Origin of the sequence: Anabaena sp. UHCC 0451 (assembly GCF_034931405.1) — a bacterium.
GTDB lineage: Bacteria > Cyanobacteriota > Cyanobacteriia > Cyanobacteriales > Nostocaceae > RDYJ01.
Genome location: NZ_JAYGHA010000002.1, coordinates 148,535 through 162,083, shown reverse-complemented (window position 1 = coordinate 162,083; position 13,549 = coordinate 148,535). Strand labels below are relative to the sequence as shown.

General features: G+C 41.1%; 11 protein-coding genes and 1 pseudogene. 5 read left to right on the top strand and 7 right to left on the bottom strand.

Going from position 1 to position 13,549, the window contains the following annotated elements; all coding sequences use genetic code 11:
• Positions 1-53: 53 nt before the first annotated feature.
• The gene (locus tag VB694_RS02240) at positions 54-578 is read left to right on the top strand and encodes a hypothetical protein (RefSeq protein WP_323358679.1); all 525 of its coding nucleotides are present in this window, start codon (positions 54-56) and stop codon (positions 576-578) included.
• Between the two features lie 31 nt (positions 579-609).
• The gene (locus tag VB694_RS02235) at positions 610-1,281 is read left to right on the top strand and encodes a GIN domain-containing protein (protein ID WP_323358678.1); all 672 of its coding nucleotides are present in this window, start codon (positions 610-612) and stop codon (positions 1,279-1,281) included.
• A gap of 255 nt (positions 1,282-1,536) precedes the next feature.
• Here the strand turns inward: VB694_RS02235 and VB694_RS02230 are convergent, their stop codons facing one another.
• The 3 genes from VB694_RS02230 to lepB form a co-directional block, all read right to left on the bottom strand.
• On the bottom strand, positions 1,537-3,267 hold the full coding sequence (locus tag VB694_RS02230; RefSeq protein ID WP_323358677.1) for a R3H domain-containing nucleic acid-binding protein: 1,731 nt from the start codon (positions 3,265-3,267) through the stop codon (positions 1,537-1,539).
• A gap of 52 nt (positions 3,268-3,319) precedes the next feature.
• Entirely contained in the window at positions 3,320-4,468 is a 1,149-nt protein-coding gene (ldpA, locus tag VB694_RS02225) for a circadian clock protein LdpA (protein ID WP_323358676.1), read from the bottom strand.
• A gap of 107 nt (positions 4,469-4,575) precedes the next feature.
• The gene (lepB, locus tag VB694_RS02220) at positions 4,576-5,244 is read right to left on the bottom strand and encodes a signal peptidase I (protein WP_323358675.1); all 669 of its coding nucleotides are present in this window, start codon (positions 5,242-5,244) and stop codon (positions 4,576-4,578) included.
• Between the two features lie 192 nt (positions 5,245-5,436).
• Between lepB and VB694_RS02215 the strand changes: the two genes are divergently transcribed.
• Positions 5,437-6,756 carry a dihydroorotase gene (locus tag VB694_RS02215; protein WP_323358674.1) on the top strand — a complete coding sequence of 440 codons (1,320 nt, stop codon included), beginning with the start codon at positions 5,437-5,439 and terminating at the stop codon, positions 6,754-6,756.
• On the opposite strand, the gene tsaE is transcribed toward VB694_RS02215, so the two are convergent.
• Positions 6,742-7,197: a tRNA (adenosine(37)-N6)-threonylcarbamoyltransferase complex ATPase subunit type 1 TsaE gene (gene tsaE / locus VB694_RS02210; RefSeq protein ID WP_323358673.1), complete on the bottom strand. Its 456-nt coding sequence runs from the start codon at positions 7,195-7,197 to the stop codon at positions 6,742-6,744. The genes VB694_RS02215 and tsaE overlap by 15 nt on opposite strands.
• Positions 7,198-7,446: 249 nt before the next feature.
• Positions 7,447-8,820: a gluconeogenesis factor YvcK family protein gene (locus VB694_RS02205; RefSeq protein ID WP_323358672.1), complete on the bottom strand. Its 1,374-nt coding sequence runs from the start codon at positions 8,818-8,820 to the stop codon at positions 7,447-7,449.
• Positions 8,821-9,084: 264 nt separating this feature from the next.
• Here VB694_RS02205 and ruvC point away from each other — a divergent pair, with 264 nt between their 5' ends.
• Positions 9,085-9,576, top strand: a complete 492-nt coding sequence (gene ruvC / locus VB694_RS02200) for a crossover junction endodeoxyribonuclease RuvC (protein ID WP_323358671.1) — start codon at positions 9,085-9,087, stop codon at positions 9,574-9,576.
• 34 nt (positions 9,577-9,610) lie between these two features.
• On the opposite strand, the pseudogene VB694_RS02195 reads toward ruvC, so the two are convergent.
• A pseudogene (locus VB694_RS02195) lies at positions 9,611-9,760 on the bottom strand (RNA-guided endonuclease TnpB family protein); the annotation flags it as partial.
• A 41-nt stretch (positions 9,761-9,801) separates the two neighbouring features.
• Positions 9,802-10,797 carry a tRNA-dihydrouridine synthase family protein gene (locus tag VB694_RS02190; RefSeq protein ID WP_323358670.1) on the bottom strand — a complete coding sequence of 332 codons (996 nt, stop codon included), beginning with the start codon at positions 10,795-10,797 and terminating at the stop codon, positions 9,802-9,804.
• A 288-nt stretch (positions 10,798-11,085) separates the two neighbouring features.
• On the opposite strand from VB694_RS02190, the gene hsdR reads away from it, so the two are divergent.
• The gene (gene hsdR / locus VB694_RS02185; protein WP_323358669.1) at positions 11,086-13,431 is read left to right on the top strand and encodes an EcoAI/FtnUII family type I restriction enzme subunit R; all 2,346 of its coding nucleotides are present in this window, start codon (positions 11,086-11,088) and stop codon (positions 13,429-13,431) included.
• The last annotated feature ends 118 nt before the right edge of the window (positions 13,432-13,549 follow it).

Here is a 13,549-nt window from a genome sequence, read left to right as displayed (position 1 = left end):
GGATAGATGGGCATTTAAGACAACTTCAAATTCGTTCATCATAAAATGTACCCATGAAAAAGACACTTTTATTTGATAAACGCTTGGTTCTATTGGGAATATCTCTGTTGCTCTACATAATAGCACTTAGCTTGCCAGCACTTGCTTTTGAGATAGTTGACAACCAGGCAAAGCAGACAAGTTCTATTTCTGTTATGAAGGGGGCTGAAGTTACAATTTGGGGACTACTGGGATTGTTATTTCTTCAAATTCCAGCTATTGGCTGGTTAGCCAATCCGCTTTATTGGTTTTCCTGTAAATTGTTTGTACAGAAAAAATACAAATTCTCAATAGTTTCTGCTTGTATTGCAATTATAGTCGGTTTTACAGGAACAATATCAGCATACTGGCTGGTGTTACCCAATGGTAGTAATCCCTATAGTCATCTTCTATTAACTAAGTTACTTCCTGGTTTCTGGTTATGGCTTGCATCTCCAGGATTTCTGATAATTATTGCTAGTTATTTTGCTTATACGAAATACAAGAATCGCCTCGTGTTAAGCCAGAAGCTTTCCAGAAATCTTTTGAATGAAAAGTGAATGAATAAGGATTTATATAGCAGGTAAAACAATGAGATCGAAGAGATCGAATCTATACGGTTTGGTTGCGTGCTTTGCAACTTTGAGCCTATTAACAGGCTGCTTTATTAACTTAGGCGGGCTGAGAGGCTCTGGAATAGCGAAGACTGAATCTAGAAAGGTGGCTGGATTTTCATCTATTTCTAGTAAATCTATCGGCAAAATTACGATACAGCAAACAGGAAAAGAGTCTCTAACGATTACCGCTGACGACAACATTCTGCCGTTGCTAAAAAGTCGTGTAGCTGACAATGTGCTGTATCTCACCATCATGAAAGATACCAGTATGAATCCCTCCAAGCACATTGAGTTCGTTGTGGAGGTGAAGAGCCTAGAGAGCTTGAATATAGATGGTGTCGGTAGTGTTGAGGTAACGGATATCCAAGGTAAACAGTTGTCGATTTCCCTTGATGGGGTGGGTAGTATGACAATCGCCGGAAGTGTCGATGTGCTGGAACTCAATCTTTCCGGGGTTGGAAGTTTCCAAGGTGAGAATTTGAAGACTAAGCAGGCGACGGTTCGCCATAGCGGCGTGGGGAGTGCTGTGGTTAATGTGAGTGAGCAGTTGGATGCGACTGTATCCGGCGTGGGTTCAATAGAGTATATTGGTTCTCCTCAAGTTCGGGAATCTCGGCAGGGCATGGGGTCAGTCAAGAAACGTTAGCTAATAGTTACTAAAAATATAATCAAATATTTCTAGCTTGGTAAGGTTTGCACCGTTCGGCTGATGCTCACGGCCAAGCCTTACTGGGCTAACTACAAGCCGCACTATTCGGTTTCTATCAAAGATAGAGTTCCGAACTACTTTTACCGTTAAATGTATGGTGCGTCAGATGTTTAAAATTAGTTAAATGTTAACGAATTATCGAGTCTGACACACCCTACTCATAGGACAGTTGCGTAATTCCTATATCTGAAATTAAGCCGGATAAATCCTTAACCGCCGATTAGGTTCTTCCCCAAAACTATCAGACTTGAGCCGATAATGTTCTACCAACTCATGCTGCATTTTCCGCACCTGGGGAGAACGGGGTAATAACTCCACCGGCTGACCTTTAGGAATGACGATTTGCTCAACCGCAAGTCTCGCTTCCTCTAAAGCGTCCATCTCGTCATCACCGCCTCTGTGTAGAAATAACTGCAATTCCTTATCATCGGCAAGTTCTGGCTCTTCAATATTCAGTAACCGCCGCAAACCACGAGTAATTTGAGGAATGGTACTGGACTTAATCACATGAATTGGTAGATGACGAGCTTTTGCCATTTGTCTTAACTTAGCATGGTTCTTGACGTGCGATCGCAATGCCAAAATAGCATCAGCACTATCTATGTCTTTTGTCAAGACCACAGGCAAAGTTAACACACTAATTACCTGTTCCAGTTGATGACGACTCACCCCATAAGGATAAATGTGCAGAGGTAAATCTTCCCCATTCGGACCTGCTGATTTAGTATGACTAAAATCAATAGTTTCCGAATAATTGAAAGATTCATCTAACAAGCGGTCAAACTCACTGCGTCCCGTCACCCGTTCCACAGGTAAAGCTGGTAAAGCGACCATTTGACCAGAAGCACGCCAGCCATTAACCTGCTGAACTGCGGGGAAAGATTCTTGCTCACTAGCTAAATTACCACCCCGACCATTAACCACAGATAACTGTCTGGTAATCGCCACTTTGCCCTTTTCGTCCACACTGCGCGTTTGCGGGTTAGGTTGACGACCCCGTAACAAAGTATCCACAGTATCAGCTACACATTCATGCACTACCCAGCGTTGTCTCTCCAACATTTCCACAGCAATCTCGAAAGTAGGCGGTGCTTTGCGTTCCAAAACTGTCTTTTGCGAACCTCGTCTTCTGGCTTCGTCATCTCCTAGCGTCACCGCTTGAATACCCCCAACCAAATCAGAAAGGGTAGGATTTTTAATCAAATTCTCAATTTGGTTTCCGTGAGCCGTACCAACTAATTGTACACCCCTCTCAGCAATAGTACGGGCTGCCAAAGCTTCCAATTCTGTGCCGATTTCATCAATGACAATCACTTCGGGCATATGGTTTTCCACAGCCTCAATCATCACCTGATGCTGTAATTCCGGCTTGGCTACTTGCATCCGCCGAGCGCGACCGATAGCCGGGTGAGCAATATCGCCATCTCCAGCAATTTCATTAGAGGTGTCAATAATTACCACTCGTTTATTCAGGTCATCTGCCAACACACGGGCAATTTCCCTTAAAGCGGTGGTTTTACCCACACCCGGACGACCTAACATGAGAATTGATTTACCAGTTTCCACCAAATCGCGGATCATGCCAATTGTGCCAAACACAGCCCGACCGACACGACAAGTCAAACCAATAATCTTGCCTGTGCGGTTACGGATGGCGCTGATGCGATGCAAAGTTTGCTCAATTCCTGCCCGATTATCTCCACCAAAGGTTCCGACTCTTTGAATGCAATCATCTATCTGTGCTTGAGTAACGGGGGTTTCGCTCAGATACTCAGCATTGTCAGCAAAGCGAGCTTCTGGGCGACGACCTAAATCCAAGACCACCTCAACTAAATTATCTCTTTGGGGATGATGCTCTAATTTTTGTCGTAGGTCTTGAGGCAAAATGTCCAGTAACTTTTGGAGATCTTCTGTAATCGTCATGCTTTCTATGGTAGTGACGTTTTTAGAGATAACGAAGGAGCAATTAACGCTCTTACTGTGACTTAATCTGAGAAACGAGAGAATGAGCAAGTTCTACAGCTTGCCAAAGTATTGCCGGTTCATCTTCAAGGCGGGGATTAGCCTGAAAACCAGTGGAATTCACCTCCTTATGCTCTAACGGCTCGAGAACTGATGACAGCAACACACGGGCATAGCTACCGTAAGCAACGCCGGCAATAGATGGGGTGGTAGGGTGGTAGGGTGGTGGGGTGATTTTTTCTCCCCATCTCCCCATCTCCCCATCTCCCCATCCTTGTAAAAGTCCCATCGTCTTTAATTTAGGGACGGTGTAGCTATTAGTACCACCTGCTAACTGCACATATCCCGGTAGGTTTGCTGCCAAAACTTTTTGCCCTAATTTTATAGCTGCTATGGTTGTGCCATCGCCGATGTCACCACTCATAGAGCGCCCGTCTGTTTGCCAAATTAAAACTTGGGGACGGGGGGCAATTACATCATAAATTGCTTGCAGGTAATCAATCAGCCCTTCAGCATCATTGCAGCTGATAGCTATTAACTTTAATTTATCTGCCCAAGGAGCGATAGCTGTCCACAAACGCTGGAACTCTGCCAAACGCCCTACTTTTGTATGAATTTCTATGGCATCTATTCCCGTTGACATAATCAATGGTGCAATCGCTCCCGGCGTTGATACATCAGACGCTGTATCAATCATCTCATAAGGACAAACTGGAAGGCAACGCCCACAGCCATAACATTTTTTCGCAATAATTCCTGAAAAGCTATCTTTTATATTGTTAAACACAATAGCTTGTGCTGGACAAATTTTTTCACAGGGTCTAGGACAATCTAGAGGACAATTATGAGCATCAAATTTTGCTTTTCTAAAATGGGGGTCTTCTCCATCGTTGAGGCTGACCATTAACAAGGGTAAATCCCCTTTAAAGCCAAAGCCACGCTCCTCAGCATTCTTAGCTAGGGTTTTGGCAACTACTAAAGCTTCTTGAGCAGCAAAAATAACCGCTGGATCAGCTGCGACATCTATGCAGTCAGCACCCGCCAAAGTGTAGGCTAAAGTTAAACTTCTGACCGCAGGTAGATGTTGGTAACTGGCTCCACAAATCAGTTTGAACCAGTGACCTTGTTTTAGGGATTGTAAAGGGGCTAACAGATTAGTCACACTTCTATTATGCTTTCATCGGCGTGAAAATTGCAGCCCACAATCAGGAAAAAATCTAGATTTCTTTTAGCTGTCGTTTTTAGTAAATCCTGAACGGCAGTTACAACCTATTCCTGATTCTCTATTCCCTTAGAAGATGGATACAAAGGTGTCTTATCGAGACCGCCAATTTTATTGACAGGCCAGAAACGAATTACAGCCCGACCAATAATATTTTCTCGTGGTACTAGCCCCCAGCAGCGTCCATCATAACTGCTAGCACGATTGTCACCCAATACTAAGTATGAGTTTGGTGGTATGGTTTCGGGTTTAGCCAAGAAAGGGGGTTGCCCTCCTGATTGGCAAACATCAACAACTGTACGCGCAGAGGGAAATAAATATTTATCTTCCGCAAGAGGATGGTTATTAATATAGACTTTGCCATCTTTAATTTCTACTTTTTCTCCTGGTAAACCTATAATTCGTTTAATAAAGGCATCATGGTATTGTTCTTTCTTTAACTCATCTGTAGGTGAAAATACAACTATATCCCCCCGTTCTGGGTTAGCAAATTTATACTTCACCTTATCAACGATGATCTTATCTGCCTTCCACTGGTCTTGTACACCATGCAGCGTCGGTTCCATAGAGCCAGTCGGAATCCAGCGGGCTTCAGCGACAAAAGTACGAATTCCCAGGGCTAGAAAAACGCTCAAGACAATTGTTTTCACTAGCTCGACGATCCAGGAATTATCAGGCTGTTGGCTCGAGTTTTTATCAGACACTTGATTTTGCATGAAATTACTTAAATTTTAGGGTAAGAGGCAAGCATTGAAATCATTAGGGGAGATTTTGTTTATTATCTTAACTAGATCAGCAAGTTTTACAGATCAAGATAGGGGTTGCAGAATTTGTGTTCTCACATAAATTAATTTTTATAAATCTCTTACGATGAAACTATTCACTGATAACTGATCACTGATAAATCCATGTCATCTCCAAAAAGTTTACTGATTCGCCAAGCACGCCTGATTTTACCCAATGGGGAGTTTATGATTGGGGATGTTTTGACGGATAGAGGGCAAATAGTCGAGGTAGGTTCAGAAATAGCTAATGCTACAGCGACTCAAGAAATTGACGCACAAGGTTTAACTTTGTTGCCAGGAGTTATTGACCCCCAGGTGCATTTCCGCGAACCAGGGCTAGAATATAAGGAAGACCTGTTTACTGCCAGTTGTGCTTGCGCTAAAGGGGGTGTCACCTCCTTTCTGGAAATGCCGAATACAAGACCTTTGACAACTAGCCAGTCAGCTTTGGATGACAAACTCCAAAGGGCTGCCAATAAGTGCTTAGTTAATTATGGCTTTTTTATTGGGGCAACGGCAGATAATTTAACAGAATTACTTTCAGCCCAGCCGACACCGGGAATTAAGATTTTTATGGGGTCGATGCACGGTGAGTTGTTGGTTGACCAGGAAACTGTGTTGGAGAGTATTTTTGCTCAGGGAAGCCGCTTAATTGCTGTTCATGCCGAAGACCAGGAGAGAATTAAACAACGACGACAGGAGTTTGCTGGTATTCATGATCCGGCTGTGCATTCCCAAATTCAAGATAATCAAGCGGCTTTGAATGCCACAAAATTAGCATTAAAACTTTCTAAAAAATATCAACGTCGGTTACATATTCTGCATCTTTCAACAGCCCAAGAAGCCGAGTTACTGCGTGAGGATAAACCAAGTTGGGTGACAGCGGAGGTGACACCACAACATTTGTTGTTAAATACCAGTGCTTATGAAACTATTGGCACATTGGCACAAATGAATCCACCTTTGCGATCGCCCCATGATAATGAGGTGCTTTGGCAAGCTTTACGAGATGGTGTCATTGATTTTATCGCTACTGACCATGCACCACACACTTTAGAAGAAAAAGGGCAAACTTACCCAAATACCCCTTCAGGAATGCCTGGTGTTGAAACTTCCTTGCCTTTAATGTTAACTGCTGCAATGGAGGGAAAATGCACCGTTCCCCAGGTTGTGAAATGGATGTCTAAGGCGGTAGCTATTGCTTATGGTATTCCTAACAAGGGAGAAATTACTCCTGGTTACGATGCGGATTTGGTTTTAGTAGATTTAAATACCTACAAACCTGTAAAGCGGGAAGAAGTTGTCAGCAAATGTGGTTGGAATTCCTTTGAAGGTTGGAATTTAACTGGCTGGCCTGTAACAACCATTGTCGGTGGTGAAATTGTCTATGACAAAGGGCAGGTAAATACGCAAATTCGCGGAAAAGCTTTAACATTCTCGTAAAAAATTTATCGTACAATTCACAGTAATAATTTCCGCTTGACGAGTGCCATTTTCACCAGATGTTAAACATACTTTTAAATAACTATCTGGTAAATAAGGCATTCGTTCCGCCCATTCAATGGCAACAATTCCCGGTATAACTTCCATCCCTTCCCAGTAACTTTCTAAATTCAGGCCAGTCACTTCTTGAGGTTCTAGACGATACAAATCTAGATGGTAAAGGGGGATGCGTCCTTCTGTGTATTCATTAATGAGGGTAAAAGTAGGACTAACGATAGAGTCAGTAATACCCAAACCCTTACCAATACCTTGAACCAAGGTTGTTTTACCAGCACCTAAATCACCTTCTAGTAAAATCACACTACCAGCAGTCAGATTTTCGCCCAGAAAAATACCTAACTGTTGTGTTGCTTCTGTATCAGGAAGGAAAAGTTTAGTCATTGGTCATTAGTCATTAGTTATTGGTCATTAGTCATTAGTCATTAGTCATTAGTCATTAGTCATTAGTTATTGGGCATTGGGCATTAGTTATTGGGCATTAGTTATTGGGCATTGGGCATTGGGCATTGGGCATTGGGCATTGGGCATTGGGTTATTAATCTTCCCCCTGCCTCCCCTGCCTCCCCTGCCTCCCCTGCCTCCCCTGCTCCCCCTGCTCCTCAGTCCCCAGTCCCCAATCCCCAATCCCCATTACTTCCCATGCTGTGCTACACTGTACCACTTTAATAGAAACTTAGCTAATTTTTGTGGGTCATGGCGGACAAAACCGATTTCATCTTCATACAAGATGTTAGAAGGGACTATTCGCCGTCCTAGATTGATGACAGCTTCTCGGTCTAAGAAAACGGGATGGGAATTTTGTTGGGCGTAGCGGATGAGGGCTTGGGCTGATGGGGTTTTTTTATTTACTAATACAGCATCAAACAGTTTTCTATCACCACAAGCTTCATCAATGGCTTCGATGTGTTCAGCAACGGTGTATCCTTCTGTTTCTCCTGGTTGGGTCATAATATTGCAGATATAGATACGGGGTACTTTTTTCTCTGCGATCGCATCGGCAATTTCTGGTACTAATAAATTAGGGATTAAACTAGTATACAAACTTCCAGGACCAATAATAATGTAATCAGCCTCTTTAATGGCCTTAATCGCAGAGGGTAAAGCAGGTGGATTTTCAGGAATACAACCAATTTTAAGAATTTTTCCCCCAGCTTTGGGAATACTAGACTCACCCTCAATGCGGCGTCCATCTTCTAATTCTGCCCAGAGACGCACATCACTAAGGGTTGCGGGTAAAACTTGTCCTCTGACAGCTAGAACTTTGGAACTAGCTGCAACAGCCCTTTCTAAGTCTCCAGTAATATCAGTCATGGCAGTTAAAAACAAGTTACCAAAACTGTGGCCTGTCAAACCGTCTCCAGCGCGAAAACGATATTGAAATAATTCTGTTAATAATTTTTCTTCATCCGCTAGTGCAGCCAAACAATTACGAATATCCCCAGGAGGTAAAACGCCAAATTCCTGACGTAACCTGCCCGAAGAACCACCATCATCGGCTACGGTGACAATAGCAGTAATATTAGCACTGTAAGTTTTTAAGCCTCTGAGTAAAGTAGAAAGTCCAGTACCGCCACCAATGACGACAATTTTTGGACCTCGGTACAAACGGCGATGGGCGAGGAGAACATCTATCAGTTCTTCCTCATCCCCTTGGGGTCTTAACACTTCAGTAATTGAACCGACAGTGCGAGATTGTCCCCACAGCACCAATAGTACACCCAATACTAACACCAATGGTCCGCTGATATAGTTGGGTAGGATGTCGGTAAGGAAACCCAGTAAACCACGCAGAAATTCTAATATCCAAAAAATTGGGGTTAGCTTAATCCAAATAGCCAACCCCAAACTTGCCAACAAAACACCGCCAACACTGACAAAAAACCAGCGTTTTACCGATATTCCAGGGGATAACCACTTAAACCACTGGTTAACCCTATGGGAAGTGCGGCTGTGTGACTGGAGTTGGATGGCGTTGAGGGCTTGTCTAAGAAAACCGATTGACATACCTAATAGGGAACGGTGGTACAAACAATGTTTAACAGAAAATGTACACTACCTGGTTTAAAGACCAAGAGTAAAATCAATTTAAAATGCCAACAAGGTGCAAGGATAATCAAGATGAAGAAAAAACCTTGACCCAAACCAAGTTACAACTTGAAGAGGGAAAACCCGGAACAGTGTTAATACGAATGTACCTTTAATTGATAATCTGAGTTACGCACCTTGACTCAGTAAAAATGAATTTTATAAACAATTTATCCAAAATTTATGGAAAAGCGAATTTTAGGCTTAGACCCTGGACTAGCAATTGTGGGATTTGGCGTAATTACATGGCAGCAAAATCAAGGTAAATTACAAGATACTACGGTAAAGATGCTGGATTTTGGGGTAATTCGGACTTCATCTGATATGGAAATGAGTCAGCGTCTATGTACTTTGTTTGACGATTTACACACACTGATGGATGAGTTTCAACCTGATTTAGTAGCAATTGAAAAATTATTTTTCTATCGTATGGCAAATACTATTTTTGTTGCACAGGCTAGGGGTGTATTAATGTTGGTTTTGGGACAACGCAAACTTCCTTATGTGGAATTTGCCCCTCCCCAAATCAAGCAAGCTTTGACAAATTATGGCAGAGCGGATAAAGCAGAAGTGCAGGAAGCGGTGATGCGCGAGTTGGATTTAGAGGAACTTCCTAAGCCTGATGATGCGGCGGATGCTTTGGCTGTAGCTTTAACTGCTTCGTTTCAGTTGTAGGCGATGATATCCGATACAAAAAAGCTAACTAATGCTAACAAAAGTCGGCTTTTTCTTCCTGTTTCACCCTAGAAGTGTCGGCACTATCTAGTCCACAGGCTAACACGATCAATCTGACCGCTTCTTGTTTTAAATTAATCGCAGCGTTTAAATCTCTGTCACTCTCAAAACCACAGCTATCACATTGCCCTCACAGATAACTTTTTCAGCAAACCCTACTTATAGTTACACAATCAAAGCAGGTGCTAGGGCTAAAGTTTTCGTTATATTACTCAGGAGAAAGCGATCGCACACATTAAACAATTCTACCTCAGTCTGCGCCTGTCGCATCAATCGCAGAAACTCACCCTCAGTATCCACACTCAAAGCAATGTATTTCAGGAACATTTTCAGGTAGCCTACCCGCGCCCGTTCTGGTACGGTTGATGCTACAGGAGTTTGTGACAAACGGTCAATATATTTACGTACCTCTAATAAAGGAACAGGTGTAATATCTTCTCCTCGCAAAGCCTGACGAATTTGATTAAAAATCCAAGGATTCCCAATTGCCCAACGTCCCACCATTACACCCGCTGCACCCGTTTGCGAAAGCACTTCTAGGGCTGTTTTTGCCGAGTTGATATTACCATTGGCCAGCACTGGACAATCTAACCTTTTCACAGCTTCCGCAATCAAATCATATTTAACTTCTCCGTGATACATATCTTTCACTGTGCGACCGTGCAAACTCAGTAAATCAATATTGTGGCGATTGATAATATCTAGTATTTGGTAAAAGTTATCTGTATTTTCAAAGCCTACGCGCATTTTCACGGTTAAAGGTTTATCATTCACCGCAGCACGCAATTCTCCCAAAATCTGGTCTATTTTTTCTGGTTCTCGCAGCAACCCACCGCCAACATTTTTGCGATAGATGCGAGGCGCAGGACAGCCCATGTTTAAATCTACCCCTGCGATATTATATTTACAGAGTTCTTTTGCTGTTCTGACTAAGTTGGGAATGCTTTCGCCAATCATTTGGGCAAAAACGGGGCGACCTGTATCATTTTCGGTAATTGCTGAGAGAATGTTCCGATTGAGCCGTGAGTTATCATAAACGCGGAAATACTCGGTAAAGAAGTAATCAGGACTGCCATAATGGGCAATGACTTTCATAAACCAGAGGTTTGTTACATCTTGCATGGGTGCAAGTGCAGTGAGGGGAAGCGATACCTGGGACATAGAGAATTTGATAAGGGACTTCCAAGAAATAAATTATCCAGATTAACGAACCGCAGAGGCGCAGAGAACACAGAGGAATAAGGGTTTGAGAGATTTTTGCGTTAGGTGGTTGAGTATTTTTTTATTTGGAAGTCCCTAAATAGAAAAACCAAACATGATTAACAATTTTGTATTTTATTCAAAAGTTGTACAACTATATTGTAAAATATACACTTTGTCTTGTCAAAATTACGTTTAATTGATACTATAAGTAATAAGTGTGCTAAAAATATAACCAGACTTAATCCTATGGACTTTGACAAAAAAGCCCTCAGTGAACGCGACATCTGTACCAAATACATCACCCCTGCGATAGTGCAAACAGCAGGATGGGATTTACATACCCAAATCCGTGAAGAAGTCACTTTTACCGCAGGACGGGTTTATGTGAGAGGTAAATTAGTCACAAGAGGAGAAAGTAAACGCGCTGATTATATTCTTTATTACAAACCTAATATCAAAATTGCTGTCATTGAAGCTAAAGATAATAACCACAGTGTTGCTAGTGGAATGCAGCAAGCACTCAACTATGCAGAAATATTAGATATACCTTTTGTTTACAGTTCCAATGGTGACGCATTTTTAGAACATGATAAAACTGTGACATCAGGAATCATAGAAAGAGAAATTCCTTTAGATAAATTTCCCACACCGGCAGAATTATGGCAACGTTATTGTCAATGGAAAAATATTGATGATGAACTACAGCCTATTATTACCCAAAGTTATTATGATGATGGCAGTGGTAAATCACCTCGTTATTATCAACAAATTGCTATTAATAAAACTGTAGAAGCCATTGCCAAAGGTGAAAACAGGATATTATTAGTTATGGCTACAGGCACGGGTAAAACCTTCACAGCTTTTCAAATTATTTGGCGGTTATGGAAATCTAAAACCAAGACGAGAATCTTATTTTTAGCAGATAGAAATATTCTCATAGACCAAACTAAAACCAACGATTTTAAACCCTTTGGTTCTGCTATGACGAAAATCACTAAACGTCAGGTAGATAAATCCTATGAAATTTATTTAGCCCTTTATCAAGGTGTATCAGGAACAGAAGAAGCTAAAAATATCTATAAACAATTCTCTAGAGGATTTTTTGATTTAATTGTGATTGATGAATGTCACCGGGGTAGCGCGGCTGATGATTCCGCATGGCGAGAAATTTTAGAATACTTTTCTGCTGCTACCCAAATCGGTTTAACAGCTACACCCAAAGAAACTAAAGAAGTTTCTAATATAGATTATTTTGGCGAACCTATTTATATTTATTCTCTCAAACAAGGCATAGAAGATGGATTTTTAGCCCCTTCTAAAGTTGTGAGAATTGATATTGATAAGGATTTAGAAGGTTGGCAACCAGCACCAGGAGAATTAGATAAATATAATCAATTAATTGAAGATAAAATTTACATCCAAAAAGATATTAACCGCACATTGGTATTAGAAAATCGAGATATTTTAGTTGCTAAAAAGATTACCGAATTCCTGAAAGCTACTAACCGATTTGATAAAACTATTGTTTTCTGTGAAGATATAGACCACGCGGAAAGAATGCGCTGTGCGTTAATTAATGAAAATAGTGATTTAGTTTCCCAAAATCGTAAATATATTATGCGAATTACGGGAGATGATGAACAGGGAAAAGCAGAATTAGATAATTTTATATTACCAGAAAGTACCTATCCAGTGATTGTGACGACATCTAAGTTAATGACTACAGGAATAGATGCCCAAACCTGTAAATTAATTGTTTTAGATAAAAATATTGGTTCAATGACAGAGTTTAAACAAATCATTGGCAGAGGGACAAGAATTAATGAAGAATTTGATAAAAAATATTTCACAATTATAGATTTCAAAAAAGCGACTAAAAAGTTTAATGATGAAGATTTTGATGGCGAACCTGTACAAATATATGAACCAAAAACGGGGGAGTCTCCTGTACCTCCAGATGATGATAATGGTAGTGCAGATAGTAGAGATAATATTGATGATTTACCTGAAAAAACAGGGCAAAAGCGAGTTAAATTTGTACCTGTAGATGTGGATGCTGCAATAATTTCTGAAAGGACTCTTTATTATGGTAAAGATGGTAAATTAATTACCGAATCTATTAAAGACTATACCCGGAAAACTGTCCAACAAGAATTTACGACTTTAGATAAATTTCTGCGTCGTTGGAATGCAGCAGCACAGAAACAAGCTATTATTCAAGAATTAAATGAACAGGGTATTTTATTAGAAGCATTAGCGGAGGAAGTTGGCAAAGATTTTGATCCTTTTGACTTAATTTGTCATGTGGCTTTTGACCAACCTGCTTTAAGTCGCAAAGAACGGGCTAAAAAGGTGCGTCAGCGTGATTATTTTCATAAATACAGCGAAAAAGCCCGTGCGGTTATAGATGGACTTTTAGATAAATATGCAGATGAAGGAATTGAAAATATTGAAAATATAAATGATTTAAAAGTGCAACCGTTTGATAAAATAGGTACACCTATAGAAATTGTCAATAAAATATTTGGCAGTAAACAAAAGTATTTAGAGGCATTACAAGAGTTAAAAAATCAACTTTATATGGCATCATAATTCTGTCTGATAGCGTAGCGTAGCCATATCAGTATTTGTAGGGTGTGTTAGGCAAAGCCGTAACGCACCATTAGTCGAATTTGCGGTGCGTTACGCTATCACTAACGCACCCTACGTA

Bases quoted from the DNA above. Each gene is read 5' to 3' on its own strand.
- VB694_RS02230 (WP_323358677.1), bottom strand. From the start codon at position 3,267: ATGACGATTACAGAAGATCTCCAAAAGTTACTGGACATTTTGCCTCAA.
- VB694_RS02190 (WP_323358670.1), bottom strand. From the start codon at position 10,797: ATGTCCCAGGTATCGCTTCCCCTCACTGCACTTGCACCCATGCAAGAT.
- tsaE (WP_323358673.1), bottom strand. From the start codon at position 7,197: ATGACTAAACTTTTCCTTCCTGATACAGAAGCAACACAACAGTTAGGT.
- VB694_RS02240 (WP_323358679.1), top strand. From the start codon at position 54: ATGAAAAAGACACTTTTATTTGATAAACGCTTGGTTCTATTGGGAATA.
- hsdR (WP_323358669.1), top strand. From the start codon at position 11,086: ATGGACTTTGACAAAAAAGCCCTCAGTGAACGCGACATCTGTACCAAA.
- VB694_RS02205 (WP_323358672.1), bottom strand. From the start codon at position 8,820: ATGTCAATCGGTTTTCTTAGACAAGCCCTCAACGCCATCCAACTCCAG.
- VB694_RS02215 (WP_323358674.1), top strand. From the start codon at position 5,437: ATGTCATCTCCAAAAAGTTTACTGATTCGCCAAGCACGCCTGATTTTA.
- VB694_RS02235 (WP_323358678.1), top strand. From the start codon at position 610: ATGAGATCGAAGAGATCGAATCTATACGGTTTGGTTGCGTGCTTTGCA.
- ruvC (WP_323358671.1), top strand. From the start codon at position 9,085: ATGGAAAAGCGAATTTTAGGCTTAGACCCTGGACTAGCAATTGTGGGA.
- lepB (WP_323358675.1), bottom strand. From the start codon at position 5,244: ATGCAAAATCAAGTGTCTGATAAAAACTCGAGCCAACAGCCTGATAAT.